Origin of the sequence: Micromonospora sp. LOL_024, assembly GCF_048060415.1 — a bacterium.
Taxonomy (GTDB): domain Bacteria; phylum Actinomycetota; class Actinomycetes; order Mycobacteriales; family Micromonosporaceae; genus Micromonospora.
In genome coordinates this window covers 79510-104245 of record NZ_JBHMIS010000003.1, presented here as the reverse complement: position 1 = coordinate 104245, position 24736 = coordinate 79510, and the positions used below count along the sequence as shown (strand labels likewise).

The following is a 24736-nucleotide window of genomic DNA, read 5'->3' as shown; positions in this document are numbered from 1 at the left end:
CGAGCCCCCCCGGCCAGCCCGACCCGCACCGCAGGCCGTACCGTCACCGCCACCACGCCTGCCGATGTGGCCGCTGGCCGCGATGTTCGGGCTGGTCCCGCTCTGGTGGCTAACGGGCTTCTTCTACCTCGGCTGGCCGCTGCTGGGCGCCCTGCTGTTCACGATGCTGGCGACCCGGGGCCGGGTGACGCCGCCGCCCGCCATGCGGATCTGGCTGCTGTTCCTGGCCATCGTGGTGGCCAGCGCCACCCGCCTGCAGTCACCGGTGTCACTGCTGCCCTTCGCGCTGCGGCTGAGCTTCTACCTGACCGCCCTGGTCGTCGCGGTCTACGTGTACACGGTCGCCCGGGAACGCCCCGACCAGGCGGGGGTCCTGGTGCCGCTCTGCGCCTTCTGGTTCGGGCTGGTCGCGTTGGGCTGGCTGGGGGTGCTGGTGCCACGCTTCGAGTTGACCACCCCGGTCGAGGCGCTGCTGCCCGGCGGCCTGGCCGGCGTGCCGTTCGTCAACGACATGGTCCACCTCGGCACCGCCGAGTTCAGCGCCCGGTCGCTCGACCCGATCTACCGGCCGGCTGCTCCGTACCCGTACACCAACACCTACGGCAGCGCGTACGCGATGACGCTGCCCTGCGTGGTCGCGTACGCCATGCTGCGCCGACGCGGGCCGATGCGGTGGGCGCTGCTGGTGTCGCTGCCGTTGTCGCTGGTGCCGGCGTTCCTCACGCTCAACCGGGCGATGTTCCTCAGCCTCGGTGCCGGACTGGCCGTGCTCGGGGCGCGGGCGGTGCTGCGCGGCAACACGCGGGTGGCCGCCTCCATCGTCGCGGTGCTGGTGGTCGGCGGGATCGTGATGCTGTTCATCCCGATCACCGAACTGATCGGCACCCGGGTCCGGTCCAGCGACACCACCACCGACCGGCTGTCGCTCTACGCCGAGGTGCTGCGCCGGGTGGGTGACTCGCCGTGGCTGGGCTACGGCGCACCGCTGGATGTGGACACCGTCTCGGCGGACGCGCCGATCGGCACCCAGGGGCAGCTCTGGTTGGTGTTGTTCAGCCACGGCGTACCCGCGCTGCTGTGTTTCCTCGCCGGGCTCGTCGCCGCCGCGCTGTACTGCGCCCGGGCCACCTCGGCGGCCGGGCAGTGGCTGGCGGTGGTCCCGGTGATCTGCCTGGTGCAGGTGCCCGTCTACGGGATGGCCAACCAGAATCTCGCGGTCGCCTTCTACGCGGTCGCCTTCGCCATGGCGCTCACCGAGCGGGAGCGACCGACGCGGCACCGGGCGGCGGTGTTGCCCGCATGACCACCACCCCGACCACGGTGGACGGCGTGACCGAGACCCGGCGCAGTGCCCGCAGCGGGCTCGCCGGGCTGCTCGGCGCGGCGGCCAGCGGTCTCTTCGGTTTCCTGCTCGCGGTCGTCATCACCCATGGCTATGGCCCCGCCGGGGCGGGCGCGTTCTTCGCCGCGATCGGCGTGGTGACCGTCGCCGCCGCGGTCTGCACTCTCGGCGCGGAGACCGGGCTGATGTGGGCCCTGCCCCGGCGCCGGGCCGGCGTGACCGGCGACGCCGCCCGGGTGCTCCCGGTGGCCATGGTGCCGCCGTTGCTGGTGGCCGTGCTGGTCGCCGTGGGCGGTGCGTTGGTCGCGGGGCCGCTCGCGGGTCGGCTCCTGGGACCGGCCGGCAGGTCGCTGCTGGTGGTGACGTTCGCGGCGGTACCCGTGGTGGTCGCGATGAACCTGCTGCTGGCCGTGCTGCGCTGCGTACGACCGATGCGGGCCTACGTCGCGGTGCAGTTCCTGCTGCTTCCGGTGGCCCGACCGGTGCTGGTCGGCGCGGCCCTGCTCGTCGGCGGCGGGCTGTTGGTGGGCCTGACCGGCTGGCTGGTGCCCGCCGCCCTCGCCCTGCTGGTGTGCCTGATCCTGGTCGTCGGTCCGCTCGGCGTGGGTGCCGGCGCACGGCTGCGTTCCCGGCCCGCCGACTGGTCCACGTTCTGGCGTTTCGCGCTGCCGCGCGCCGCTTCCGCGGCGATCGACGCCGGCAGCATGTGGATCGGTGTGCTGCTCACCTCGGCGCTCGCCGGTTCCGCCGAGGCCGGCGTCTTCGGAGCGGTCGGTCGTTACGTGCTCGCCGGTCAACTGGCGATGCAGGGGCTGCGGGTGGCGGTCTCCCCGCAGCTGTCCCGACTGCTGGGCCGGGGAGAGCGGGGGGCGGCAGCGGCGGTGCACCGGCAGCTGACCACCTGGGGACTGGTGCTCTCGTGGCCGGTGTACCTGCTGCTGGCTGTCTTCGGGCCGGCCTTCCTGGCGCTGTTCGGCGCCGACTTCGCCGACGGCGCCACCGCGATGACCGTGCTCGCGCTCGCCATGCTGGTCAACACGGGCGTCGGCAACGTGCAGAGCATGCTGCTGATGGGTGGGCGCAGCGGCCTGCACCTGGCCGGGGCGCTGGCCGGGCTGCTGGTCACCGTCGGTCTCGGGCTGGTGCTGATCCCGGCCCACGGCGCGACCGGAGCAGCGGTGGCCTGGGCTGCCGGCATCGTCACCGAGAACCTCACGGCGGCCACCTGCGCCCGGCTGATGGTCGGCCAGCCGCTGGCCGACGCCCGGATGCTGGTCGCGGCGGTGGTCACCGTGGGCGGGGTCGGCCTGGCCTCGGTGGTCGGTCTGGTGGTGGCCGGCCGGGGCCTGTTGGGGCTGGCGTCGTCGCTGGCCGCGTTAGGCGCAATCTGCGTCGGTTTGCTGACTTTTACCCGGGTTCGGGACGGCATTCGGGCGACCATGTTGCAGGTCCGTGGCGGGCCGCCGGCCGACGACCCGCCACGGCTTTCGAAAGGCAGGTGAGAACGTCGTGTCGTCCATTCGGGACCGAGTGAAACAACTGGTGCCGGCCCAGGTGACGAGCCGGGTGCGGGGCAGCCTCGTCGACTACGGGATCCGCACCAGCGAACGCCGTCCCCTACCGGACTTCCTGATCATCGGCACCAAGCGGGGCGGTACCACCTCGCTGTGGAACTACCTCATCGCGCACCCGCTGGTGCCCCGGCTCTTCCCGGCCTGGAACACGAAGTCCTCGCACTACTTCGAGGAGCACTGGAGCCACGGCGAGGCGTGGTACCGCTCGCACTTTCCCACCGTGCGGCAGCGGGAGCTGCTGGAGAGCCGCCACGGCGGCCCGGTCCGCGTCGGCGAGGCCGCCCCGCTGTACATGTTCCATCCCCTGGTCGCCGAACGGGTCGCCTCGTCGATGCCCGCGGCACGCCTGATCGTGTTGCTGCGCGATCCGGTGGAACGGGCGTACTCGCACTGGAAGGAGCGGCGGGCCAACGGCGTCGAGCCGTTGGATTTCGCCGCCGCGCTGGCCGCCGAACAGGAGCGTACGGCGGGCGAGCGGGAACGGCTGATCGCCGAGCCGGATCACTGCAGCCGGCGGTTCGACTGGTACAGCTATCGGGCCCGAGGTCGGTACCTGGAGCACCTGGAACCGTGGCTGGCCCACTTCGACCGACGTCAACTGTTCGTCCTACCCAGCGAGGAACTCTTCCGCGACGCACGGGCGGCCTACCGGCGCACCCTGGACTTCCTCGGCCTGCCGGCCGTCGACCTGCCCGACTTCAAGGTCTACAACGGCCGGCGGTCCGCTCCGCTGCCGCCGCCGCTGCGCGTCGAGCTGACCGAGTACTACCGCCCGTACAACGAGGCGCTCCGGCAGCGGCTCGGGTCTCCGCTCGACTGGCCGGACCGGGCGGCGTGACCGCGCCGGCCACGGCCGCCACCGACCCTCGCCGGCGTACCGACGGGTTGGGCTGGGCCACCCGGGCGGTCTTCGCCGACCACCGGATCGCGCTGAGCGTGGACGCCGTCCCGCCGGCCGGACACACCGTGGTGGCCCGGTACGCGGTCGTACCGTCGGTCACCGGGGCGCGGTTCCTGCTGCCGCACGGTTCGCCCCGGGTCGCCGCGGCGGCGCTGCTGGCGTACAACGCGCTGCGGCCGGCGACGGTGCGGGCGGCGCGGGCCCTGCTCGGTGCGGCCGCCCGGGTGGGGGTTGTCGACAGGGCGCCCTTTCCGGTACTGATCGTGGCCCTGCCCAACCGGCTGGACCCGGCGGCGGTGCTCCTCGCCGACCGGCTCGCCGCCGCCCTCGGCGCACCGATGTACGCGGCGTGCGGCATCCGCCCGCCGGATCCGAACCACAAGCCCACGCTGCAACTGTTCGACCACAGCGGCAGGCCCCGCGGGTACGCGAAGATCGGCTGGAACGACGCCACCCGGACGCTGGTCAGCGCCGAGGCGGCGGCGCTGCGCGAGTTGCCCGCCCTGGCCGGCCGCGCGGGGCACCCCGACACACCCCGGCTGCTCGCCGAGGTCAACTGGGCCGGACAGGTGATCGCGGTGATCGAGCCACTGCCCGCCCAGGTCCGTGGGGTACGGACCGCCGCCGCGCCCGACCTGGCGGCGTTGCTGGCGGTGGCTCGCCGGGGCCGCCCGCCCGCCGCACCCCGGCCGCTGGCCGGCTCACCGTTCCTGGCCCGGCTGGCGGCGGAGGCCCAGCGGGCCGCCGCAGGCCCCGCCGGGCGGCGGGCCGTCGCGGCGGTCGGCGCGCTGACCCGGCGGCACGGCCAGGTCGCTGTCGAGTTCGGGCACTGGCACGGCGACTGGGTGCCGTGGAACCTGGGCCGGCACGGCGGCGAACTGGTGGCCTGGGACTGGGAGCACAGCGGCCCCGACGTACCCGTCGGTTTCGACCTGGCCCACGACGCCTTCCAGCGTGCCGTGGTGCTGCGGGGCGAGCCGGCCGGCCCGGCCGCCGACATCGCCGGGCGGTGGCTGGACCGGTACGGCGACCGGCTGGGGCTGGACGCCCGACAGCGCCACCTGGTGCTCGATGCCTACCTGGTAGAGATGTGGCTGCGCACCTGGCGGCTGGCCGACGCCGGCGCCGGTTGGAACGCGGCACTGCACCCCGCGCTGTTGGACACGCTCGAGAAGCGAGCTGGCGGTGATGGAGTCGCGTGAACACCACGACCGAACAGCCCGGGACACAGCCGCTGCTGCTGCTGGTCTCCTCCAGCGGCGGGCACCTGGCCCAACTGCTCGCCCTGCGACCCTGGTACGAGACCTGGCGACGGTGCTGGGTCACCTTCGACACCCCCGAGGCCCTGTCGCTGCTCGCCGGGGAGGAGGTCGTGCCGGCGTACCATCCGACCACCCGCGACCTGCGAAACCTGCTGCGCAACACGGTGCTGGCCGCCCGGCTGCTGCGCCGGCGGCGGGTGGCCGCGGTGGTCACCACCGGCGCGGGCGTGGCGGTGCCGTTCGTCGTGCTCGCCCGGCTCCGGCGCATCCCGACCATCTACATCGAGGTCTACGACCGGATCGACACACCGACGTTGACCGCCCGGCTGTGCCGCCCGTTCCTGTCCGTGATGCTGGTGCAGTGGGAGGAGCAGCGGCGTCAGTACCCTGAGGCCACCGTCGTGGGGACCCTGCTGTGACCCGGCTCCGGCTACTGGTGGCCGTCGGCACCGACAGACACCCCTTCGACCGGCTGGTCGAGTGGCTGCGGGAGTGGCACGCGGAGGTGGCCGACAGCGTCGACCTGACCGTGCAGCACGGGCACACCCGGACCGCCGGGCTGCCCGACGCGGTGCCGTTCCTCGGCCACGCCGAGTTGCAGGCCGCGATGGCCGCTGCCCACCTGGTGGTGTGCCACGGCGGGCCGGCGACCATTCTGGAGGCCCGCCGGCACGGGCACCTGCCGATCGTGGTGCCCCGGGATCCGACCCACGGTGAACACGTCGACGACCACCAACAGCTGTTCGCCCGCCGGCTCGGCGCGGCCGGCCTGATCGCGCTCTGCGAGTCCCGACGGGAACTGCTCGACGCGCTCGCCGCCGGGCTGGCCGACCGTTCGCACTTCGCCGTGTCGGTGGACGCCGAGGCGGCCAGCGGGCAGCGCGCCGCGGTGCGGCGGGTGGCGGTGATCGTCGAGGACCTGGTGGCCACCGCCGCGCGGCGGCCACACCGACCCTGGTGGCGGCCGTGGCGCGAGTCCGGCCCCGACGAAAGGCGGAACCGGTGACCCGGTACCCGAGCGTGAGTGCCGTCCTGCCCACCCGCGAACGCCCGGAACTGCTGCGGGCCGCGGTTCGCGCGATCGTCGCGCAGGAGTACCCCGGGCCGGTCGAGGTGGTCGCCGTGTACGACCAGTGCGAACCGGAGCCGTCACTGGCCGAACTCGCCGGCCCGGACCGGCGGGTACGGGTGGTGACGAACACCCGCACCCCCGGGCTGGCAGGCGCCCGCAACTCGGGCATCCTGGCCGCCACCGGCGAACTGGTCGCTTTCTGCGACGACGACGACGAGTGGCTGCCCGGCAAGCTGCGGGCCCAGGCCGACGCGCTGGCCGACGTGCCCGGCACCGACTTCGTCAGCTGCGGCATCCGGATCAGCTACGACGGGCGCTCCGTCGACCGGGTGCTGGCCCGCGACTCGATCAGCCTGGCCGACCTGCTGCGGGATCGGATGACCGAGTTGCACCCGTCGACCTTCCTCATCCGGGCGACCGCACTGCGCGACGGGTTCGGACTCGTCGACGAGGAAATCCCGGGCAGCTACGCCGAGGACTACGAGTTCCTGCTCCGGGCCGCCCGCAGCGCGCCGCTGGTCAACCTGCCCACCCCGTACGTGCTGGTGCGCTGGCACCGGCGCTCCTACTTCGCCCAGCGGTGGGACACCATCGCCGTGGCATTGCGGTGGCTGCTGGACCGCTACCCCGAGTTCGACAGTCAGCCGGCGGGTCGGGCGCGGGTCACCGGGCAGATCGCCTTCGCCCGGGCCGCCTCGGGTAACCCCCGGGACGCGATGCGCTGGGCCGGCCGGACCATCCGCGGCAACCCGCGCGAAGCCCGCGCCTACCTGGCCCTGGCGGTCGCCGGGCGGTTGCTCCGGGCCGACACGGTGCTGCGTGCCCTGCACGCCCGGGGCCGAGGCATCTGAGCAGCCGCGCCGTGCGCCGCGTCCGCAGGGCGGGACGCGGTGGGCGGTGCGGGACCGCGGGCACCGGGCGTGACAGACTGGCCGCTGTGTTGCGCTGGCTGACCGCAGGGGAATCGCACGGGCCCGCCCTCGTCGCGTTGCTGGAGGGGGTGCCGGCCGGAATCGAGGTGACCTCCACCGAGATCGCCGGAGAGTTGGCCCGCCGCCGGCTCGGCTACGGCAGGGGTGCCCGGATGGCCTTCGAACAGGACGAGATCGAGGTCATCGGCGGCCTGCGGCACGGCGTGACGCTGGGCAGCCCGTTCGCGGTCAGGGTCGGCAACTCCGAGTGGCCCAAGTGGCGCACCGTGATGGCCACCGACCCGGTCGACGCCGACGAGCTGGCCAGCCAGGCCCGCAACGCCCCGCTGACCCGCCCTCGGCCGGGCCACGCCGACCTGGCCGGCATGCAGAAGTACGGCCACCCCGACGCCCGGCCGATCCTGGAGCGGGCCAGCGCGCGGGAGACCGCCGCCCGGGTGGCCGTCGGCACGGTGGCCAAGGCGCTGCTGCGGCAGGCGTTGGACGTCGAGCTTGTCTCGCACGTGGTCGAGTTGGGTCCGGTCGCCGTCAAATCTGGGCTGCGGCCCCGGCCGGAGGACGCCGAACGGATCGACGCTGACCCGCTGCGCTGCCTCGACCCCGAGGCCAGCGCCCGGATGGTCGCCGAGGTCGACGCCGCGAAGAAGGCCGCCGACACCCTCGGCGGCGTGGTCGAGGTGCTGGCGTACGGGGTGCCGCCTGGCCTCGGCAGCCACGTTCAGTGGGACCGCAAACTCGATGCCCGGCTGGCCACCGCACTGATGTCGATCCAGGCGATCAAGGCAGTGGAGATCGGCGACGGCTGGCAGCAGGCCCGGTCCCGGGGCTCCGAGGCGCACGACGAGATCATGCCCACCGCCACCGGCGTACGCCGGATCACCGACCGGGCCGGCGGCCTGGAAGGCGGCATCACCACCGGTGAACCGCTGCGGGTGAGGGCCGCGATGAAGCCGATTTCCTCGCTCAACCGGGCTCTGGCCACGGTCGACGTCACCACCGGCGAGCCGGCCACCGCGATCAACCAGCGTTCCGACGTCTGTGCGGTGCCGGCCGCCGCGGTCGTCGCCGAGGCGATGGTCGCGCTGGTGCTGGCCGAGGCGGCGGTGGATAAGTTCGGCGGTGACTCGGTTGCCGAGATGCGCCGCAACCTGGCCGGCTACCTCGACGCCCTGGTGATCCGGTGACCGGTCCGCCGCGTCCCGTCTGCGTGCTGGTGGGCGCGCCCGGGTCGGGCAAGACCACCATCGGGCAGGGCTTGGCCGACGCGCTCGGCGTGGAGTTCCGCGACACCGACGCCGACATCGAGCATCTCGCGGGCAAGCCGATCTCGGAGATCTTCGTCGACGAGGGGGAGGAGCACTTCCGTACCCTCGAAAGGGCGGCCCTGGCCACGGCGCTGGCCTCCTGCACCGGAGTGCTCGCCCTCGGCGGCGGCGCGGTGCTGGCTGAGGAGAACCGGGCAATTCTGGTGGGACACCGGGTGGTGCACCTGTCCGTCGAGCTGCCCGACGCCGTCAAGCGGGTCGGGCTCGGTATCGGCCGGCCGCTGCTGGCGATCAACCCCCGGGCCACCCTCAAGCATCTGATGGACCAGCGCCGCCCGCTCTACGCCGAGGTGGCCACCGCCACGGTGATCACCGACGGGCGCCCGCCGGAGGCGATTGTCGCCGAGATCGTCCCCCTGCTCAAGCGGTAAGAAAGGGCCCCTGTGCCCGGCCAGCCCGGCGCTAAACCTCTCGTTCCACCCATCGGGCGCGAGGTGCGGGCGGCGGTTCGGCCGCCGGCTGGTGGGCTAGGCTGCCGGGCGATGGACGAGGTGACCCGAATTCCAGTCGGCGGGGACCGCCCGTACGAAGTGCTGGTCGGACGCGACCTGCTCGACGCCCTACCCGGCCTGCTGCCCGACTCCGCCCGGGTGGCGGTGCTGCACGCCCCACCGTTGAAGGCGTCGGCCGACGCGGTCGGTGCCCGGCTGGCAGCGGCCGGCATGACCCCGCTGGCGATCGAGGTGCCCGACGCCGAAGCCGCCAAGCACGTCGACGTGGCGGCGCAGTGCTGGGACCGGCTCGGCGAGGCGGGATTCACCCGTACCGACGCGGTGGTCGGGTTGGGTGGTGGTGCGGTCACCGATCTGGCCGGGTTCGTGGCGGCGTGCTGGCTGCGTGGTGTGCGCTGGGTGCCGGTGGCCACCTCGCTGCTGGGGATGGTCGACGCGGCGGTGGGCGGCAAGACCGGGATCAACACGGCAGCCGGTAAGAACCTGGTCGGCGCCTTCCACCCGCCGGTCGGGGTTCTGGCCGACCTGGCGATGCTGGACAGTCTGCCGCCGGCCGACCTGGCTGCCGGGCTGGCCGAGGTCGTCAAGTGCGGCTTCATCGCCGATCCGGTCATCCTCGACCTGGTCGAGCGGGATCCGGCCGCGGCGACGGATCCGGCCGGACCGGTCGCCCGGGAACTGGTCGAGCGGGCGATTCGGGTCAAGGCCGACGTGGTCTCCGCGGACCTGCGCGAGTCGGGTGTGCGGGAGGTACTCAACTACGGGCACACCCTCGCCCACGCGATCGAGAAGGTGGAGGGCTATCGCTGGCGGCACGGTCACGCGGTCGCGGTCGGCCTGGTGTACGCGGCCGAACTGGCCCGCCTCGCCGGCCGGCTCGACGGCGGTACCGCTCGGCGGCACCGTGCCGTGGTGACCGCGCTCGGGCTGCCCACCAGCTACCCGGCGCAGGCGTGGCCACGGCTGCTGGCAACCATGCGGGTCGACAAGAAGGCTCGGGGTGACCTGCTGCGCTTCGTGGTGCTCGACGGGCTGGCCCGGCCGGCGATATTGGAAGGCCCCGACGACGAGCTGCTGCACGAGGCGTACCGGGCGGTGTCCCGATGAAGGTCCATGTGCTCAACGGACCGAATCTCGGTCGTCTCGGCACTCGTGAGGTTGACGTCTACGGGGTGACCAGTTACGCCGATCTGGTCGAGCTCTGCGAGTCGACCGGGCGCGAGTTCGGGCTGAGCGTGACCGTCCGGCAGACCGACGTCGAGCACGAACTGCTCGGCTGGCTGCACGCTGCGGCGGACGACGGGGCGGCTGTGGTGCTCAACCCGGCAGCCTGGTCGCACTACTCCGTCGCGGTCCGGGACGCCTGTGCGATGTTGCGCGGACCGTTGGTGGAGGTGCACATCTCCAACATCCATGCCCGGGAGGAGTTCCGGCGCCACTCGGTCGTGTCGGCGGTGGCGACCGGGGTGATCTGTGGGTTGGGCGTCGACGGCTACCGCCTCGCCCTGCAGTACCTGGCCGCCGGCCGGGACCAGGCCGGCTGAGGCCGCCGAGGGCGGGCCACCCCTGAGTCCGCCCGAGGAGACTCTTCGTGTGGCCACGGTCCGTGACGTGTCGTCGCAGCCGTCACCCACGTACGTGCATCCTTGGCTCTGCCTCACCGGACGCAACAGCGGCTGACCAGCGTCGGCGCGCGGCACCCCCATCGAGATCGTTGGGTGCGGCCGTTACCGGCAGTCACCGTTACGTGGGTGGAAGCAGAGCGAAGGATGCGGGAGGGGAAGTGGGCGGCGGGCGGCGGGTAGCGGTCTGGCTAGTAGACTTGCCAGGTCTGTCCACCAATTGATCAAGGCAGGAAATGGCCACCACCAACGAGCTGAAGAACGGCCTGGTACTCAACCTCGACGGGGAGCTCTGGTCCGTCGTCGAGTTCCAGCACGTCAAGCCCGGTAAGGGTGGTGCGTTCGTGCGCACCACGCTGAAGAACGTGCTCTCCGGCAAGGTCGTCGACAAGACCTTCAACGCGGGCACCAAGGTCGAGACCGCGACCGTGGACAAGCGCACGATGCAGTACCTCTACGCCGACGGCGAGGACTACGTCTTCATGGACCTGGAGACGTTCGACCAGATCACGGTGCTCGGCGGGACGGTCGGTGAGGCGGCCAACTACCTGCTGCCCGAGGCCGAGGCGACCGTGGCCACCCACGAGGAGGTGCCGCTCTACGTCGAGCTACCGACCTCCGTCGTGCTGGAGGTCACCTACACCGAGCCGGGCCTGCAGGGCGATCGCTCCACCGGTGGCAACAAGCCGGCGACCGTGGAGACCGGCGCGACCGTGCAGGTGCCGCTGTTCATCACCACCGGCGAGAAGATCAAGGTCGACACCCGCGACGGCCGTTACCTCGGCCGCTCCTGATGGCGGAGGGTCCGAAGCAGCAGATGCCGGCGCGCCGCAAGGCGCGTAAGCGGGCGCTTGACGTGCTCTTCGAGGCCGACCTGCGTGATCGTCCGCCGGTCGAGGTGCTGGCCGGCTACCTCGATCGGATCGCCAGGCCGCGCCCCGACCACCTCGATTACGCAGTCGGTCTGGTCGAGGGCGTGGCCGGGCACCTGGATCGGATCGACGAGCTGATCTCCAGCTACGCCGAGGGGTGGACGCTGGACCGGATGCCGGTGGTCGACCGCAACCTCGCCCGGATCGCGGTCTACGAGTTGCTCTACGTCGAAGAGATCGACGACGCGGTGGCGATCAGTGAGGCGGTCGAGCTGGCCCGGCAGATGTCGACCGACGATTCGCCCCGCTTCCTCAACGGTCTGCTCGGCCGCATCGCCGAGTACGCCACCCGTTGACAGGTCACGACGGCTGGCGGGAAACCACGACGAGAAGGGCCCGTGCCGTCCGGCACGGGCCCTTTCGCTGTCGGCGCTCAGGAGGCGAAGAACGCCCGGGGGTCGGCGACGAGTACGCCGTGCTCGGTGAGCCGTTCGATCAGGCCCGACGGCGAGGCGTCGTAGACGATGGCGAGGGCGCGTAGGTCGTCGGCGCGGATCGACAACACCCGGCCGTTGTAGTCACCGCGCTGCTGCTGGATGGCGCGCGCGTACCGGGCGACATAGGCGAGGTCCTCGCTGGCCTCGTCGTAGAGGCGCTCCAGGTCCAGGACGATCTTGCTGGTCGGCTCGTGTCGCACGCCGCTGCCGTCGGGCAGGAGCTCCGAGACCGGAACGCGGTAGAACTCGGCCAACTCGGCCAGGCGGGACACCGTGACGGCGCGGTCGCCGCGCTCGTACGAGCCGACCACCACCGCCTTCCAGCGCCCGTTCGACTTCTCCTCCACCCCCTGCAGGGACAGACCCTGCTGCTGGCGGATGGAGCGCAGACGGGCGCCCAGAGACTTGGCGTATTCAGAGGGCATTCGGACACTCCCAGTGCTGCTCGGGGTTCTCCCAGCGATCGCTACGGAGCGTGACGGTACGGGGATTCGGAAATCTGGTCAAGTGGTGGTGACCCTCCCTTCCGGCACCCAGGCTGGGTTGTCCCGTTTCGTCTGCTGAACCGGTGCGCGGAGGCGACAACCGAGCGTGGCTCGGGACACCTGTGCCCGAGCGCGATCGGTGCGCCGACCACTGGTAACGTGGCCGCAGCCCCTCCACCGGCCGACTGTGGCCGGCCCGGAGGATCCGACATCCTTTAACGACCCGTCCAGTGAGGCGGGGAAGGAGGTCCGTCGTGGCCTACCCCCCGGCTGCCCCATCGTCGGCACCGCGACAACCCTCGGTGAAGGTGATCCTGGCCAGCGTCGACGTGCAACGCGTCGTCGACCGGATCGCACACCAGATTCTGGAGAAGACCCAGGGCGCGGCCGACACGGTGCTGCTCGGCATCCCCACCCGTGGCACCCCGCTCGCCCGCCGGCTGGCCGCCCGGATCAGCGCCTTCGAGGGCATCGCCGTGCCGGTCGGCGTGCTCGACATCACTCTCTACCGCGACGATCTGCGCCGCAACGCGACCAGGGCGGTCGGTCCGACCCAGTTGCCGGCCGGCGGGATCGACGGCATGCGGGTGGTCCTCGTCGACGACGTTCTCTTCTCCGGGCGGACTGTCCGCGCTGCCCTCGACGCCCTCGGTGACCTCGGGCGGCCGGCGTCGGTGCAGCTCGCCGTGCTGGTCGACCGCGGGCACCGGCAGCTGCCGATCCGCGCCGACTACGTCGGCAAGAACATTCCGACCGCGCTCGCCGAGAACGTGAAGGTGACGCTGGCCGAGACCGACGGCACCGACGAGGTCCGCCTCTACGGAGAGGGCGCACGGTGAGCGCGAGGAGTGCAGCGCAGCGGGGCCCCACAGCCGCGAACGGAAGGTGGGGCCGGTGATCAGGCACCTGCTCTCCGGCGCCGACCTCGACGCCGACACCGCCACCCTGATCCTGGACACCGCGGCCGAGATGGCCGCCGTGTCCGGCCGCGAGGTGAAGAAGCTGCCCGCCTTGCGGGGCCGGACCGTGGTCAACCTCTTCTACGAGGACTCCACCCGTACCCGGATCTCCTTCGAGGCGGCGGCCAAGCGGCTCAGCGCCGATGTGATCAACTTTTCGGCGAAGGGTTCCAGCGTCACCAAGGGTGAGAGTCTGAAGGACACTGCGCTGACCCTGCAGGCGATGGGGGCCGACGCGGTGGTCGTCCGGCACCCCGCCTCCGGCGCACCGCACCGGCTCGCCGACTGGGTCGACGGCTCGGTGGTGAACGCCGGCGACGGCACCCACGAGCATCCCACCCAGGCGCTGCTCGACGCGTACACGATGCGTTCCCGGCTGGGACGGCTCGCCGGCCTGTCGGTGGCGGTGGTGGGTGACGTGCTGCACTCCCGGGTGGCCCGTTCCAACGTGCTGCTGCTGTCCACCCTCGGCGCCAAGGTCACCCTGGTCGGGCCGCCCACCCTCATCCCCGTCGACATCGCGGCGGGCACCGACGTCTGCTATGACCTCGACGCGGTGCTCCCGTCGTCGGACGTGGTGATGATGCTGCGGGTGCAGCGGGAACGGATGAACGACTCGTACTTCCCGTCCGCCCGCGAGTACGCCCGCCGATACGGTCTGGACGGCCCGCGGATGCGCCGGCTCCCCGAGCACGCGATCGTGATGCATCCCGGCCCGGTGAACCGGGGCATGGAGATCACGCCGGAGGTCGCCGACTCACCGCGCTCCACCATCGTCGAACAGGTCACCAACGGGGTCTCCGTGCGGATGGCCGTCCTCTACCTGCTGCTCGGGGGGATCAACCGTTGAACGCTTACCTGATCAGGAATGTCAGTGTGCTCGGTGCCGCGCCGACCGACATGCTGATCCGCGACGGCGTCGTCACCGAGACCGGCCCGGGGCTGTCCGCGCCGGATGCGGGCGTCGTCGACGCCGACGGGTTGGTCGCCCTGCCCGGCCTGGTCGACCTGCACACCCACCTGCGCGAACCCGGCCGGGAGGACGCCGAGACCGTCGAGACCGGGTCCCGGGCGGCGGCCCTGGGCGGCTACACCGCGGTCTGCGCGATGGCCAACACCTCTCCGGTGGCCGACACCGCCGGCGTGGTCGAGCAGGTCTGGCGGCTCGGCCGTGAGGCCGGGCTGGTCGACGTGCAGCCTATCGGCGCGGTCACCGTCGGCCTGGCCGGCGAGCGCCTCGCCGAGCTGGGCGCGATGGCCGACTCCGCGGCCCGGGTGCGGATCTTCTCGGACGACGGGCACTGCGTCGCCGACCCGCGGCTGATGCGCCGCGCGCTGGAGTACGTGAAGGCATTCGACGGGATCATCGCCCAGCACGCCGAGGAGCCACGGCTAACCGAGGGCGCGCAGATGCACGAGGGGGAGGTGTCCACCCGGCTGGGCCTGACCGGCTGGCCGGCGGTCGCCGAGGAGGCGATCATCGCCCGGGACGTGCTGCTGGCCGAGCATGTCGGCAGCCGACTGCACGTCTGCCACGTCTCCACCGCCGGCAGCGTCGAGGTGCTGCGTCAGGCGAAGGCCCGGGGGGTACGCGTCACCGCCGAGGTGACTCCGCACCACCTGCTGCTCACCGACGCAGTCGTGAGCGGGAGAAGTGAGCTTGCGAGCCCCGCGCTGGCGAACAACTGGAGCCCAGCCGGAGCGTACGACCCGCTGTACAAGGTCAACCCGCCGTTGCGTACCGCCGCCGACATTGTCGCCCTGCGCGCCGCACTGGTCGACGGGGTGATCGACATCGTCGCCACCGACCATGCCCCGCACGCGGTGGAGGACAAGGAGTGCGAGTGGGCGTACGCCCGGCCGGGCATGCTCGGGCTGGAGACGGCGCTGTCGATCGCCCTCGACGTGCTCGGCGCCGAGTGGGATCTGATCGCCGAGCGGATGTCGCGCGCCCCGGCCCGGATCGCCGGGCTGACCGGGCACGGCCACGATCCGGCCCCGGGCGTGCCGGCGAACCTCACGCTGATCGACCCGGCGGCCCGCCGGGTGATCGAACCGGCGGAGCTGGCCAGCCGCAGCCGCAACACCCCGTACGCCCGGATGACGCTGCCGGGTCGCATCGTGGCGACCTTCCTGCGTGGCGTGGCGACGGTCCTAGACGGAAAGGCAGTCAAGTGATCCGAGCGAGGAGCGCAGCGCAGCGGAGCACCCAGTCCGGGTCGGAGGCGCGGCATGAGTCGTAGGCGTCCAGCGATCCTGGTCCTGGAGGACGGGCGCTCGTTTCACGGCGAGGCGTACGGCAGCGTCGGGGAGACCTTCGGCGAGGCGGTCTTCAACACCGGGATGACCGGTTACCAGGAGACGCTGACCGACCCCTCGTACCACCGTCAGGTGGTGGTGCAGACCGCGCCGCACATCGGCAACACCGGAGTCAACCCCGACGACGACGAGTCACGGCGGATCTGGGTGGCCGGCTATGTGGTCCGCGACCCGGCCCGGGTCAGCTCGAACTGGCGGACGACCGGCGGGCTGGAGGATCGGCTCGCCACCGAGGGTGTGGTCGGCATCAGCGGGGTCGACACCCGGGCGCTGACCCGCCACCTGCGTGAACGCGGCGCGATGCGGGTCGGCGTCTCCAGCGTCGAGCACGACCCGCAGGCGCTGCTGGCCCGGGTCCGTCAGGCGCCGCAGATGGTCGGCGCGGACCTCTCCGCCGAGGTGACCACGGCGGAGCCCTACGTGGTCGCCGCCGACGGGGAGCACCGGTTCACGGTCGCGGCGCTGGACCTGGGGATAAAGCGCAACGTGCCGCGCCGGCTCGCCGCCCGCGGTGTGACGACGCACGTCCTGCCGGCCGGTTCGACCATCGAGGATCTGCTGGCCACCGGCGCCGACGCGGTCTTCTTCTCACCGGGTCCCGGCGATCCGGCCACCGCCGACGCCCCGGTCGCGCTGGCCCGCGAGGTGCTGCGCCGCGAGGTGCCGCTGTTTGGGATCTGCTTCGGCAGCCAGATTCTCGGCCGGGCGCTCGGCTTCGGCACGTACAAGCTCGGCTACGGCCACCGGGGCATCAACCAGCCGGTGCTCGACCGGACCACCGGCAAGGTGGAGGTGACCAGCCACAACCACGGCTTCGCGGTGGAGGTGCCGGGTGTCGGCGCCGGGGCGGTCACGCCCGACCAGGTGATCGAGACCGAGTTCGGCGGCGTCCAGGTCTCGCACATCTGCCTCAACGACAACGTGGTCGAGGGGCTGCGGGCGCGCGACGTGCCTGCCTTCACCGTCCAGTACCACCCGGAGGCGGCGGCCGGCCCGCACGACGCGGACTACCTCTTCGACCGCTTCGCCGAGCTGATCGAGGGCCGGACCCACAGCGAGGGGCGCACGAATGCCTAGACGGACGGATCTCAAGCACATCCTGGTGATCGGCTCGGGGCCGATCGTCATCGGGCAGGCCTGTGAGTTCGACTACTCCGGCACCCAGGCGTGCCGGGTGCTGCGCAGCGAGGGGATCCGGGTCAGCCTGGTCAACTCGAACCCGGCGACCATCATGACGGACCCGGAGTTCGCCGACGCCACCTACGTCGAACCGATCACCCCCGAGTTCGTCGAGCTGGTCATCGCCAGGGAGCGCCCGGACGCGGTGCTGCCGACCCTCGGCGGGCAGACCGCTTTGAACACCGCCGTGGCGCTGCACGAGGCCGGGGTGCTGGAAAAGTACGGTGTCGAGCTGATTGGCGCCGACATCGAGGCGATCCGGCGGGGCGAGGACCGGCAGCTGTTCAAGGAGGTCGTCGCCAGGGCCGGGGTACGGATCGGCGCCGAGCAGCCGTCGGCCCTGGTGCCGCGCTCACGGGTCTGCCACTCGATGGACGAGGTCCGCGAGACAGTGGCCGAGCTGGGCCTGCCGGTGGTGATCCGGCCGTCGTTCACCATGGGCGGCCTCGGCTCCGGCATGGCGCACAGCGACGCGGACCTGGAGCGCATCGCCGGTACCGGCCTGGCCGCCAGCCCGGTGCACGAGGTGCTGATCGAGGAGAGCGTGCTCGGCTGGAAGGAGTACGAGCTTGAGCTGATGCGGGACCGGCACGACAACGTGGTGGTGGTCTGTTCGATCGAGAACGTCGACCCGATGGGCGTGCACACCGGCGACAGCGTGACGGTGGCGCCGGCGATGACGTTGACCGACCGGGAGTACCAGCGCCTGCGCGACCTGGGCATCGCGGTGCTGCGCGAGGTGGGGGTGGACACCGGCGGCTGTAACATCCAGTTCGCGGTGAACCCGGCCGACGGGCGCATCGTGGTCATCGAGATGAACCCGCGGGTGTCCCGCTCCTCGGCGCTGGCGTCGAAGGCGACCGGCTTCCCGATCGCGAAGATCGCCGCGAAGCTGGCCATCGGGTACACCCTCGACGAGATCCCCAACGACATCACGCGCAGAACGCCGGCGGCGTTCGAGCCGACGCTGGACTACGTGGTGGTGAAGATCCCCCGGTTCGCCTTCGAGAAGTTCCCCGGCGCGGATGCGGAGCTGACCACCACGATGAAGTCCGTCGGCGAGGCGATGAGCCTCGGACGCAACTTCACCGAGGCGCTGAACAAGGCGATGCGGTCAATGGAGACCAGGGAGGCCGGTTTCTGGAGTGTGCCGGATCCGGCGGGGGCGACCAAGCAGAACAGCCTCGCCGCCCTGGGCACCCCGCATGACGGGCGGCTCTACACGGTCGAGCGGGCGCTGCGGCTGGGCGCCTCGATCGACGAGGTCAGCGTGGCCTCCGGCGGGATCGACCCGTGGTTCCTGGACCAGATCGCCGCGCTGGTGGAGCTGCGCGCCGAGATCGTCGCCGCGCCGGTCCTGGACGCCGGGCTGCTGCGTCGGGCGAAGCGGGCCGGCCTGTCCGACCGGCAACTGGCCGCGCTGCGGCCCGAGTTGGCCGCCGAGGACGGCGTGCGGACGCTGCGGCACCGGCTCGACGTCCGGCCGATCTACAAGACGGTGGACACCTGCGCCGCCGAGTTCGAGGCCAGCACCCCGTACCACTACTCCTCGTACGACGCGGAGACCGAGGTGGCCGGCTCGGCGCGGCCGAAGGTGCTGATTCTCGGTTCCGGGCCGAACCGGATCGGCCAGGGCATCGAGTTCGACTACTCCTGCGTGCACGCCGTCCAGGCGTTGCGGAGCGCGCCGTGCGGCGGATTCGAGACCGTCATGGTCAACTGCAATCCGGAGACCGTCTCCACCGACTACGACACCGCCGACCGGCTCTACTTCGAGCCGTTGACCTTCGAGGACGTGCTGGAGGTCTGGCACGCCGAGCACCACTGCGGCCGGGCGGCCGGCGGGCCGGGTGTGGTCGGGGTGATCGTGCAGCTGGGCGGGCAGACCCCGCTCGGGCTGGCCCAGCGGCTCAAGGACGCCGGGGTGCCGGTGGTCGGCACCTCCCCGGAGTCGATCCACCTGGCCGAGGATCGGGGTGCCTTCGGGTCGCTGCTGACCCGGTCCGGTCTGCGCGCGCCGGCGCACGGCACCGCCACCTCGTACGAGCAGGCGAAGGAGATCGCCGACGAGATCGGCTATCCGGTGCTGGTCCGCCCCTCGTACGTGCTGGGCGGGCGCGGCATGGAAATCGTCTACGACGATGTCACCCTGCGCGCCTACATCGGGCGGGCCACCGACATCTCCCCGGACCATCCGGTGCTGGTGGACCGGTTCCTCGACGACGCCATCGAGATCGACGTGGACGCGCTCTGCGACGCCGACGGAGAGGTGTACCTCGGCGGGGTGATGGAGCACATCGAGGAGGCGGGGATCCACTCCGGCGACTCCTCCTGCGCGTTGCCGCCGATAACTCTCGCCGGCTCGCACGTGGCCCAGGTCCGTCGCTTCACCGAGGCGATCGCGCGGGGCGTCGGGGTACGCGGCCTGCTCAACGTGCAGTACGCGCTGAAGGATGACGCACTTTACGTGCTGGAGGCGAACCCGCGTGCCTCGCGTACCGTGCCGTTCGTCTCCAAGGCCACGGCGGTGCCGCTGGCCAAGGCGGCGGCCCGGATCGCGCTCGGCGCGAGCATCGCCGAACTACGCGCCGAGGGGATGCTGCCGGCGACCGGCGACGGTGGTTCGCTGCCGCCGGATGCGCCGATCGCGGTCAAGGAGGCGGTGCTGCCGTTCAAGCGGTTCCGTACGCCGGCCGGCAAGGGCGTGGACTCGCTGCTCGGTCCGGAGATGAAGTCGACCGGTGAGGTGATGGGCATCGACACCTCGTTCGGGCACGCCTTCGCCAAGTCCCAGTCGGCGGCGTACGGGTCGCTGCCGACCCAGGGTCGGATCTTCGTCTCGGTGGCGAACCGGGACAAGCGCGGCATGATCTTCCCGATCAAACGTCTCGCCGACCTCGGCTTCGAGATCGTCGCCACCAGCGGCACCGCCGAGGTGCTTCGCCGCCACGGCATCGCCTGTGAGCAGGTACCCAAGCACTACGAGGCCGGTGCCGACGACGATGCGGTGTCGCTGATCCTCGGTGGCCAGGTCGCACTTGTGATCAACACACCGCAGGGTTCCGGGGCGGGTGCCCGGTCCGACGGGTACGAGATCCGTAGCGCGGCGGTCACCGCGGACATACCGTGCGTCACCACGGTGCCCGGGGCCGCGGCCGCGGTCATGGGAATCGAGGCCCGCCTGCGTGGCGACATGCAGGTGCGCCCGCTGCAGGACCTGCACGCCAAACTGCGGGCGCAACGGTGATCTTCGAGCGGACCGTGCGGCGTGGACTGTTCCGCCTCGGCGGCGGCGACGCCGAGGCGGCGCACGAGTTCACCCTTCGGCGGCTGGCCGCGTTGTCGCGGATGCCGGTGGCGCTGGCGGCGGTGCGGGCCCGGTACGCCGTGGCGGCGCCCCGCACCGTGTTCGGGGTGCGGTTTTCGAATCCGGTCGGGCTGGCCGCCGGGATGGACAAGGACGGCGTGGCGCTGCCGGCGTGGCCGGCGCTTGGTTTCGGCTTCGTCGAGGTCGGCACGGTGACGGCGCACCCGCAGCCGGGCAACCCCCGGCCACGGCTCTTCCGGTTGCCAGCCAGCGAGGCCGTGATCAACCGGATGGGCTTCAACAACGCCGGTGCGCAGGCGCTGGCGGACCGGCTCGCGGCGCTGCCCGGCCCGATCGGCGTACCCCTGGGGATCTCGCTGGGTAAGTCGAAGGTGGCGGCGCTGGACGACGCGGTGGCGGACTACCAGGCGTCGTACCGGGCGTTGCGCGGGTACGGCGACTACTTCGCGGTGAACGTCTCCTCCCCGAACACCCCCGGGCTGCGGGCGTTGCAGGACCGTGGCCACCTGGACGCGTTGCTGGCAGCGCTGGCGGGGGAGAAGCCGGTGCTTGTGAAGATCGCCCCCGACCTGACCGAGTCGGCCATCGCCGACCTGCTGGAGGTGTGCCTGGCCCGGGGTGCCGCCGGTGTGATCGCCACGAACACCACTCTCGGCCGGGACGGGTTGGCCCTGACCGACCAGGGCCGCTCGGGCGAGGCCGGTGGGCTGTCCGGTCGGCCACTGGCCGACCGGGCACGGCAGGTGGTCGCCTTCGTCCACGCAGAGACGGGCGGAGAACTTCCGATCGTCGGCGTGGGCGGCATCGTCGACCCCGACGACGCGACCCGGATGTTCGACGCCGGCGCTAGCCTGGTGCAGCTCTACACCGGTTTCATCTACCACGGCCCGGCGTTGCCCCGCGCGGTGGCCCGCGCGGCACGGGCCGCACCGGTGCCCGCCGTGTCCGGGTCGTGACGCCGCAGGAGCTGCTCGCCGCCGACGCCGCGCACGTCTGGCATCCGTACGCCGCGCTGCCGCCGGCGGTGCCGCCGTATCTGGTGGACGGCGCCGAGGGGGTGCGGCTGCGCCTGGCCGACGGTCGTGAGCTGGTCGACGGGATGTCGTCCTGGTGGGCGGCGATCCACGGCTACCGGCATCCGGTGCTGGACGCGGCGCTGACCGCCCAACTGGGCCGGATGAGTCACGTGATGTTCGGTGGGCTCACCCACGCACCGGCGGTCGAACTGGCCCGCGGCCTGGTCGAGCTGGCGCCGGAGGGCTTGGAGCACGTGTTCCTCGCCGACTCCGGCTCGGTCAGCGTCGAGGTCGCGGTGAAGATGTGCCTGCAGTATCAGCGGGCGACCGGCCGGCCGCAGCGCCGCCGGTTGGGTACCTGGCGGGGCGGGTACCACGGCGACACCTTCCACCCGATGAGCGTCTGCGATCCCGAGGGCGGCATGCACCACCTCTGGGGCGACGTGCTGCCCCGGCAGGTCTTCGCCCCGGCGCCACCGGGCGGCTTCGAGACCGTGCCCGATCCGGCGTACGAGGCGGCGCTGGTCGACGCGGTCGAACGGCACGCCCACGAGTTGGCCGCGGTGATCGTCGAGCCGGTGGTGCAGGGCGCCGGCGGGATGCGCTTCCACCATCCGCACTATCTGCGGGTGCTGCGGGAGGTGACCCGCGCGCAAGGGATCCTGCTGATCTTCGATGAGATCGCCACGGGCTTCGGCCGCACCGGCACGATGTTCGCCGCCGAGCACGCCGGGATCGCGCCGGACGTGATGTGTGTGGGCAAAGCCCTCACCGGTGGCTACCTCACGCTGGCGGCGGCGCTCTGCACGGCGGAGGTCGCGCGGGGCATCCGGGCCGGCGGGGTGTTGGCGCACGGACCGACATTCATGGGTAATCCACTCGCCTGCGCGGTCGCCAATGCCTCCCTCGGCCTGCTGCGGACCGGGGAGTGGGCGGGGCAGGTGTCGATGCTCCAGCAGGGTCTGCGCGCCGGCCTGGAGCTGCTGCTCGGCGCACCTGGCGTGGCTGACGTGCGGGTGCTCGGCGGGATCGGCGTGGTGCAGTTGGACCACGAGGTGGACCTGCCGGCGGCCACGGCGGCGGCGGTGGCCCGCGGGGTGTGGCTGCGTCCGTTCCGCGATCTGGTCTACACGATGCCGCCGTACGTCACTACCGGGGCCGAGTTGGCGCTGATCGTCGCGGGCGTCGCGGCAGCGGTCGAGGCTGGCTGAGGGCTGAGTAGACCGATGCCAGGGGACGGCCGGAGTTGAGTAGACAGATTTGGCCGATGATCTAGGTTGAGTAGCTGGCCACCCGTGTATCGGACGAATTTGAGTAGGTCTGGTTGATCGGCAAGGTGGCTGTGGCGGCGTCGGCAGCCGGAGAACGAGAGAAAGGCGTTGGCGAAATGGAGAGCTTCGGCGTCCGATTGCAGCGTGCGATCACCACGCGCGGTCCACTCTGTGTGGGAATCGACCCACATCCAGCATTGCTGGCGAGTTGGGGTCTTGGTGATGACGTGAGGGGAGTCGAGCGCTTCGCCCGGACGGTCGTGGACGCCCTCGGTGACCGGGTTGCGGTGGTCAAGCCCCAGTCGGCGTTCTTCGAGCGATTCGGGTCCCAAGGCTTGGCGGTACTTGAGTCAACTATCCGACAGTTACGCGAACGCGGCTCGCTCGTTCTGCTCGACGTCAAGCGCGGCGACATCGGCTCGACGGTCCGGGCCTACGCGTCGGCGTACCTCGACCCATCCAGTCCGATGTATGTCGATGCGGTGACCGCAAGCCCCTTTCTGGGGGTCGGCTCCCTTGCCTCGATGTTCGAACTCGCCACCGAACACGGCGGCGGAGTGTTTGTCCTGGCGCTCACCTCCAACCCGGAGGGCGCCTCGGTGCAGCGGGCCCGAGGCACCGACGGGCGCACCGTGGCGCAGCTGGTGATCGACGAGATATCCCAGCTCAACGCGGGTGTCGAGCCGCTCGGGAGCATCGGCCTGGTGATTGGTGCGACGGTCGGGGAGACCGGCTGCGACCTGTCCGCGGTGAACGGTCCACTGCTCGCGCCGGGCCTCGGCGCCCAAGGCGCCACGGCGGCGGATCTGCGGGTCGTCTTCGGGTCCGCGCTGCCTGCCGTGCTGCCCGCGTACTCGCGGGAGGTGTTGGGCGCCGGGCCGGATCCGGAGGCGTTGCGGGCTGCCGCGGACCGGGCGGTGGCGGCCTGCCGAGCGGTGCTGGCAATGTCCTGACTGACTGACAGCTCGGTCACTTTGCGGTGATCGGCGCGTGCCCACGTTGCCGAAAGCTCCGTTGACCGCTAGTTTTCCCCGCGCTGGGAACCCCTCGGTTCACAGCGACACCACGTTTCACAGATGCGGCGGCGCGTCCGCCCGTCGCGATAGGGACCTGAGGAGAACTGGTGCCGCTCCCGTCACTGACCCCCGAGCAGCGCGCAGCCGCGCTGGAAAAGGCTGCGGAGATCCGCAAAGCCCGTGCCGAGCTGAAGGAGCAGCTCAAGCAGGGCAAGACCACCCTCGGTGCCGTCCTAGAGCGGGCCGAGTCCGACGATGTCGTCGGCAAGCTCAAGGTGTCGGCCGTGCTGCAGGCCATGCCGGGCATCGGCAAGATCCGGGCCACCCAGATCATGGAGAAGCTCAAGATCGCCGACAGCCGTCGCCTCCGTGGCCTCGGCGAGCAGCAGCGCAAGGCCCTGCTTGGGGAGTTCGCCGCAAACTGAGCACGACTGCGTGTAGAAACAAGCAGTGAGCTTGGATGACGAGGCGCGCCCGGCGGCTCGGCTCACTGTCCTGGCTGGCCCATCCGGCGCTGGCAGGGAGAGTGTCGTCGAGCTGGTCCGGGCGCGTTCCCCGTCCGTGTGGACGCCTGTCGCGGTCACCACCCGGCCCCGCCGGTACGGCGAGCTTGACGGCGTCCACCGGCACTTCGTCACCTCGGCGGAGTTCGATCGTCGGCTCGCCTCCGGTGGACTGCTGGAGTGGAGCCGGCTCGGGGCCTACCGGCGCGGCACGGAAGCCGGGCCGGTGTGCGCCCGGCTCGCCGCCGGGCAGCCGGTCCTGCTCCCGCTCGACCTTGACGGGGCGTTGCTGGTCCGGGCCGAGTGGCCGCAGGCGCGACTGGTCCTACTCCATCCGCCCGGTCGGCTTCCGGCCCCGGCGGTGGTGGCGGCCTTCGACCACTGCCTTTCCCAGGACCACACCGATCGGGTCGTGGACGAACTGGTAAGATTCACCGGTTCTTCCTTCCTGGCTCCGGCCCGGCCGCGTACGCGCGGTTGAGCGCCGGCACCGCGCTCGCGCGGTCCGTGCGAAAGACGCAGAGGTTCATCCGTGGGATCCATCGCCAACCCCGAAGGCATCACCAACCCGCCGATCGACGAGCTCCTGGAGAAGACGACGTCCAAGTACGCGCTGGTCATCTTCGCCGCCAAGCGCGCGCGCCAGGTCAACGCCTACTACAGCCAACTCGGCGAGGGCCTGCTGGAGTACGTCGGCCCACTGGTCGAGACCACCCCCCAGGAGAAGCCGCTCTCGATCGCGATGCGCGAGATCAACGCGGGCCTGCTCACCGCCGAGCCGACCGACCAGCCGTAGCCTCCATCGCGGC

General features: G+C 71.7%; 25 protein-coding genes. 24 read left to right on the top strand and 1 reads right to left on the bottom strand.

Annotation, left to right across the window (positions count from 1 at the left end):
- Nucleotides 1-64 precede the first annotated feature (64 nt).
- The 13 genes from ACFHWY_RS06170 (at nucleotide 65) to nusB (ending at nucleotide 11710) form a co-directional block, all read left to right on the top strand.
- Complete coding sequence (locus tag ACFHWY_RS06170; RefSeq protein WP_416579287.1) at nucleotides 65-1303, top strand: O-antigen ligase family protein; 1239 nt, start codon at nucleotides 65-67, stop codon at nucleotides 1301-1303.
- Complete coding sequence (locus ACFHWY_RS06165; protein WP_416579113.1) at nucleotides 1300-2844, top strand: lipopolysaccharide biosynthesis protein; 1545 nt, start codon at nucleotides 1300-1302, stop codon at nucleotides 2842-2844. The genes ACFHWY_RS06170 and ACFHWY_RS06165 overlap by 4 nt, the downstream gene beginning before the upstream one ends.
- A 7-nt stretch (nucleotides 2845-2851) precedes the next feature.
- On the top strand, nucleotides 2852-3754 hold the full coding sequence (locus tag ACFHWY_RS06160; RefSeq protein WP_416579112.1) for a sulfotransferase domain-containing protein: 903 nt from the start codon (nucleotides 2852-2854) through the stop codon (nucleotides 3752-3754).
- Nucleotides 3751-5019 (top strand): hypothetical protein, encoded by a 1269-nt coding sequence (locus tag ACFHWY_RS06155; protein ID WP_416579111.1) that lies wholly within the window; start codon nucleotides 3751-3753, stop codon nucleotides 5017-5019. Before ACFHWY_RS06160 ends, ACFHWY_RS06155 begins: the two co-directional genes overlap by 4 nt.
- The gene (locus ACFHWY_RS06150) at nucleotides 5016-5498 is read left to right on the top strand and encodes a UDP-N-acetylglucosamine--LPS N-acetylglucosamine transferase (protein ID WP_416579110.1); all 483 of its coding nucleotides are present in this window, start codon (nucleotides 5016-5018) and stop codon (nucleotides 5496-5498) included. The genes ACFHWY_RS06155 and ACFHWY_RS06150 overlap by 4 nt, the downstream gene beginning before the upstream one ends.
- Nucleotides 5495-6085: a glycosyltransferase gene (locus ACFHWY_RS06145; protein WP_416579109.1), complete on the top strand. Its 591-nt coding sequence runs from the start codon at nucleotides 5495-5497 to the stop codon at nucleotides 6083-6085. Before ACFHWY_RS06150 ends, ACFHWY_RS06145 begins: the two co-directional genes overlap by 4 nt.
- Entirely contained in the window at nucleotides 6034-7002 is a 969-nt protein-coding gene (locus tag ACFHWY_RS06140) for a glycosyltransferase family 2 protein (protein ID WP_416579286.1), read from the top strand. Before ACFHWY_RS06145 ends, ACFHWY_RS06140 begins: the two co-directional genes overlap by 52 nt.
- Nucleotides 7003-7088: 86 nt before the next feature.
- Complete coding sequence (gene aroC, locus ACFHWY_RS06135) at nucleotides 7089-8267, top strand: chorismate synthase (RefSeq protein ID WP_416579108.1); 1179 nt, start codon at nucleotides 7089-7091, stop codon at nucleotides 8265-8267.
- Nucleotides 8264-8779, top strand: coding sequence for a shikimate kinase (locus ACFHWY_RS06130; protein ID WP_416579107.1), 516 nt, complete (start codon nucleotides 8264-8266; stop codon nucleotides 8777-8779). Before aroC ends, ACFHWY_RS06130 begins: the two co-directional genes overlap by 4 nt.
- 111 nt (nucleotides 8780-8890) lie before the next feature.
- Entirely contained in the window at nucleotides 8891-9967 is a 1077-nt protein-coding gene (aroB, locus tag ACFHWY_RS06125) for a 3-dehydroquinate synthase (RefSeq protein WP_416579106.1), read from the top strand.
- A complete protein-coding gene (gene aroQ, locus ACFHWY_RS06120) occupies nucleotides 9964-10404 on the top strand; it encodes a type II 3-dehydroquinate dehydratase (protein WP_416579105.1) in 441 nt (146 codons plus the stop codon). The genes aroB and aroQ overlap by 4 nt, the downstream gene beginning before the upstream one ends.
- Before the next feature lie 314 nt (nucleotides 10405-10718).
- Nucleotides 10719-11276, top strand: coding sequence for an elongation factor P (efp, locus tag ACFHWY_RS06115; RefSeq protein ID WP_416579104.1), 558 nt, complete (start codon nucleotides 10719-10721; stop codon nucleotides 11274-11276).
- A gap of 23 nt (nucleotides 11277-11299) precedes the next feature.
- Nucleotides 11300-11710: a transcription antitermination factor NusB gene (gene nusB, locus ACFHWY_RS06110; protein ID WP_416579285.1), complete on the top strand. Its 411-nt coding sequence runs from the start codon at nucleotides 11300-11302 to the stop codon at nucleotides 11708-11710.
- 77 nt (nucleotides 11711-11787) lie between these two features.
- On the opposite strand, the gene ACFHWY_RS06105 is transcribed toward nusB, so the two are convergent.
- The gene (locus ACFHWY_RS06105; RefSeq protein ID WP_007458348.1) at nucleotides 11788-12276 is read right to left on the bottom strand and encodes a transcriptional regulator; all 489 of its coding nucleotides are present in this window, start codon (nucleotides 12274-12276) and stop codon (nucleotides 11788-11790) included.
- Between the two features lie 314 nt (nucleotides 12277-12590).
- On the opposite strand from ACFHWY_RS06105, the gene pyrR reads away from it, so the two are divergent.
- The 11 genes from pyrR (at nucleotide 12591) to rpoZ (ending at nucleotide 24723) form a co-directional block, all read left to right on the top strand.
- Nucleotides 12591-13175, top strand: a complete 585-nt coding sequence (pyrR, locus tag ACFHWY_RS06100) for a bifunctional pyr operon transcriptional regulator/uracil phosphoribosyltransferase PyrR (RefSeq protein WP_416579103.1) — start codon at nucleotides 12591-12593, stop codon at nucleotides 13173-13175.
- 55 nt (nucleotides 13176-13230) lie between these two features.
- The gene (locus ACFHWY_RS06095; protein WP_416579102.1) at nucleotides 13231-14145 is read left to right on the top strand and encodes an aspartate carbamoyltransferase catalytic subunit; all 915 of its coding nucleotides are present in this window, start codon (nucleotides 13231-13233) and stop codon (nucleotides 14143-14145) included.
- Nucleotides 14142-15473, top strand: a complete 1332-nt coding sequence (locus ACFHWY_RS06090) for a dihydroorotase (RefSeq protein WP_416579101.1) — start codon at nucleotides 14142-14144, stop codon at nucleotides 15471-15473. The genes ACFHWY_RS06095 and ACFHWY_RS06090 overlap by 4 nt, the downstream gene beginning before the upstream one ends.
- Before the next feature lie 54 nt (nucleotides 15474-15527).
- Complete coding sequence (carA, locus tag ACFHWY_RS06085) at nucleotides 15528-16691, top strand: glutamine-hydrolyzing carbamoyl-phosphate synthase small subunit (protein WP_416579100.1); 1164 nt, start codon at nucleotides 15528-15530, stop codon at nucleotides 16689-16691.
- Nucleotides 16684-20040, top strand: coding sequence for a carbamoyl-phosphate synthase large subunit (gene carB, locus ACFHWY_RS06080; RefSeq protein WP_416579099.1), 3357 nt, complete (start codon nucleotides 16684-16686; stop codon nucleotides 20038-20040). Before carA ends, carB begins: the two co-directional genes overlap by 8 nt.
- Nucleotides 20037-21077 (top strand): quinone-dependent dihydroorotate dehydrogenase, encoded by a 1041-nt coding sequence (locus ACFHWY_RS06075; protein ID WP_416579098.1) that lies wholly within the window; start codon nucleotides 20037-20039, stop codon nucleotides 21075-21077. Before carB ends, ACFHWY_RS06075 begins: the two co-directional genes overlap by 4 nt.
- Nucleotides 21074-22348, top strand: coding sequence for an adenosylmethionine--8-amino-7-oxononanoate transaminase (locus ACFHWY_RS06070; protein WP_416579097.1), 1275 nt, complete (start codon nucleotides 21074-21076; stop codon nucleotides 22346-22348). The genes ACFHWY_RS06075 and ACFHWY_RS06070 overlap by 4 nt, the downstream gene beginning before the upstream one ends.
- 176 nt (nucleotides 22349-22524) lie before the next feature.
- A complete protein-coding gene (gene pyrF / locus ACFHWY_RS06065; RefSeq protein ID WP_416579096.1) occupies nucleotides 22525-23361 on the top strand; it encodes an orotidine-5'-phosphate decarboxylase in 837 nt (278 codons plus the stop codon).
- Between the two features lie 170 nt (nucleotides 23362-23531).
- Nucleotides 23532-23849 carry an integration host factor, actinobacterial type gene (mihF, locus tag ACFHWY_RS06060; protein WP_007458370.1) on the top strand — a complete coding sequence of 106 codons (318 nt, stop codon included), beginning with the start codon at nucleotides 23532-23534 and terminating at the stop codon, nucleotides 23847-23849.
- A gap of 25 nt (nucleotides 23850-23874) precedes the next feature.
- A complete protein-coding gene (locus ACFHWY_RS06055) occupies nucleotides 23875-24408 on the top strand; it encodes a guanylate kinase (RefSeq protein WP_416579095.1) in 534 nt (177 codons plus the stop codon).
- A 51-nt stretch (nucleotides 24409-24459) separates the two neighbouring features.
- A complete protein-coding gene (gene rpoZ / locus ACFHWY_RS06050; RefSeq protein WP_007075826.1) occupies nucleotides 24460-24723 on the top strand; it encodes a DNA-directed RNA polymerase subunit omega in 264 nt (87 codons plus the stop codon).
- Nucleotides 24724-24736: the final 13 nt, after the last annotated feature.